This window comes from Streptomyces sp. NPDC005195, from assembly GCF_040608315.1.
Taxonomy (GTDB): domain Bacteria; phylum Actinomycetota; class Actinomycetes; order Streptomycetales; family Streptomycetaceae; genus Streptomyces; species Streptomyces kaempferi.
On the sequence record NZ_JBEXHZ010000257.1, the window covers coordinates 1 to 2,179 of the forward strand.

3 protein-coding genes are annotated in these 2,179 nt (G+C 69.9%); 2 read left to right on the forward strand and 1 reads right to left on the reverse strand.

Features of this window, described 5'->3' with window-relative positions:
* A partial coding sequence (locus ABZV34_RS38720; RefSeq protein ID WP_356287770.1) for an ATP-binding protein occupies nucleotides 1-561 on the forward strand: 561 nt, incomplete at its 5' end.
* A complete protein-coding gene (locus ABZV34_RS38725; RefSeq protein WP_356287773.1) occupies nucleotides 530-1,192 on the forward strand; it encodes a hypothetical protein in 663 nt (220 codons plus the stop codon). The genes ABZV34_RS38720 and ABZV34_RS38725, both read left to right, overlap by 32 nt.
* A gap of 150 nt (nucleotides 1,193-1,342) precedes the next feature.
* Here the strand turns inward: ABZV34_RS38725 and ABZV34_RS38730 are convergent, their stop codons facing one another.
* Nucleotides 1,343-1,783, reverse strand: a complete 441-nt coding sequence (locus ABZV34_RS38730; protein WP_356287776.1) for an SPW repeat protein — start codon at nucleotides 1,781-1,783, stop codon at nucleotides 1,343-1,345.
* Nucleotides 1,784-2,179 lie beyond the last annotated feature (396 nt).

Here is a 2,179-nt window from a genome sequence, read left to right on the forward strand (position 1 = left end):
ATGACCCCGCCCTCCCTCCCCCAGCCTTTGGACCGACTGCCGGGGGACGAATACCCCCACCGGGCCGGAGTGTTCGCCCTGCGCGCGGCGCCCGCGTCAGTAGGGGTGGCCCGAAGACATGTGGGTGACCTGCTGAGTGAGTGGGACATCGATGTCGAGACGCATGACAACGCTGTCCTGCTGGCCTCCGAACTCGTCACCAACGCTCTGACGCACACGGCGAGCGAGTGGATCGTGTGCAGACTCCATATCGCCCGGGGTCCGCTCCACATCGAGGTCGAGGACCAGCACCGTGGCTGGACCCTCCCGGCGCGGCTTCAGCCGGGACCCGAGGACCAGCGCGGTCGAGGGCTCCTCCTGGTCGGCGCCCTGAGCAGCGACTGGGGCGTCAGGGACACCGCCGACGGGTCCGGCCGCATCGTCTGGGCCGTTCTGCCGTCGCGGAGCGGCAGTCCTGCCTCGGTCAGCCGTCCGCCGACCACGAATACCGCCCGGCCCATCCCCCACTCGGCCGAAGGATCTCCGTCTGATGGAACGAAAGCACACTCCCGACCTGTGTGAACACACTCCAGCCCGTGACCTCGGCGACCACGTCACCGCCTTCGATCCACACGAGTTCGGCGCCGCCTTCGATCCACAGGAGTTCGGCGCCACCCTCGATCCCCGCGAGTCCGGCGCCCTCGGCCCACGGGAGTGCGGGACCGCTCTCGGCCCCCGTGCGCACACCCCGCCCGCCGACCCGCGGGGGCACGCCTTCGTCCCCGAACCGCGCACACAACCGTCCGCGGCGCCGTCGTCCCCGCACTCCTCACGCCTGGCGATACCCGCCGAACTGTCCCCGCGGCTGGGGTACGACGCCGTGGGCACCTCCCGGGAACACGGTGAACGGATCATGGACTGCCTGCCCCGTGTCGGCTGCGTCTTCGCCGACGACGAGCGGTGGTGGTGGATCGTCCCGTCCGGATCCCAGGTAGGCGTCACCTGGCCGTCCTCCACGCGTTATGCGATCGGCGCCCGGCTGGCCGACCCCTCCTGGACGCGGGCCCTGCGGCGCCCGCGCTCCGCCCGCCCGCGTCTGATCCACCGCCCCGAGGGCGAGTCGCCCTACACACCACCGATCCCGCTGTACTTCCTCACCTGTCGTCTCGCGGGAAGTGCCCCGAGATGGTCACTCGGCACGGGACGACTCTGACCCCGACCCGGGCGGTGGTCGCCGGTGGTTCACGGTGGCGCGTGGTGAGGCCGGCCCGCACGGGCGGACCGGCCTGCGGCTGTCGTCCACTTCTTCCTTTCCCGCTTCTCTTTCCGCGAACGCGTCGGTGTCCGGGAGCGACTGCTGGGCCTACGCCCGGGAAGTGCTCTTCGTCGCGGTGAACGCGCACACCGCCCCCAGCACCACGGCCAGCGCGCCGATGATGATGTTGTTGAGCACCACGCCGGTGTCCGGGCTGGTGCCGACCACCCACGGCGAGATGATCATCCACACACCCATCGCGCAGATGGCCCAGCTCAGGCCGTACATCCTCTCCGGCGTGACGGTGAATCCGAGTGCCAGCACGGCGATCGCGACACCCATGACGAGGTTGTGGGTCATCAGGGCGGGCTGACTCGTCGCGTAGTGGAGGATCCAAGGGGACACGGCGCAGTACAGACCGAGCAGGAACACGGGTCCGTCGACGAGCGCCACGTCGCGGCCGCCCATCACGCGGGCGTACCGGTCCCGCATCTCGGAGGCGTCCGGGTGGGTCGTGATGTCGTTTCTGGGGTGCGAGACGTTGGCCATGAGTCGACTCCTTCGATCTCGGCAGGCCTGACCGCTTCTGGTGCGATGTGCGGTAAGCGCTACTTGCCCCTATTGTGCGCTTATTTCTTCTTTATGTGTAGAGCCGGTTTTCGTCCACCGACCGTCAGTGGATCGCCGAGGTGGACAGGCCGCTGCGGCTCGGCCATCATGCCCGGCCGAGGGAACCGGCCCGCCCGCACGGCGGCATGGGGGACGTCTCCAGCGCCCACGACCCCTCGGAGCCGGCCCGGTACACGGACGGAGGCGAGGGTGCCCGAACCGAGTGAGGGTGAACCGGCGGCGCTCCTGCCCGAGCGGATCTGGTCCACTCCGTACGTGGGTCGGCGCTTTCCCGGTTCACGGTCCGTCACCGAGAGGCCGGGCCTCGCGGACGGC

Coding starts and splice junctions, on each gene's coding strand:
- ABZV34_RS38730 (WP_356287776.1), bottom strand. CDS start 1,783: ATGGCCAACGTCTCGCACCCCAGAAACGACATCACGACCCACCCGGAC.
- ABZV34_RS38725 (WP_356287773.1), top strand. CDS start 530: ATGGAACGAAAGCACACTCCCGACCTGTGTGAACACACTCCAGCCCGT.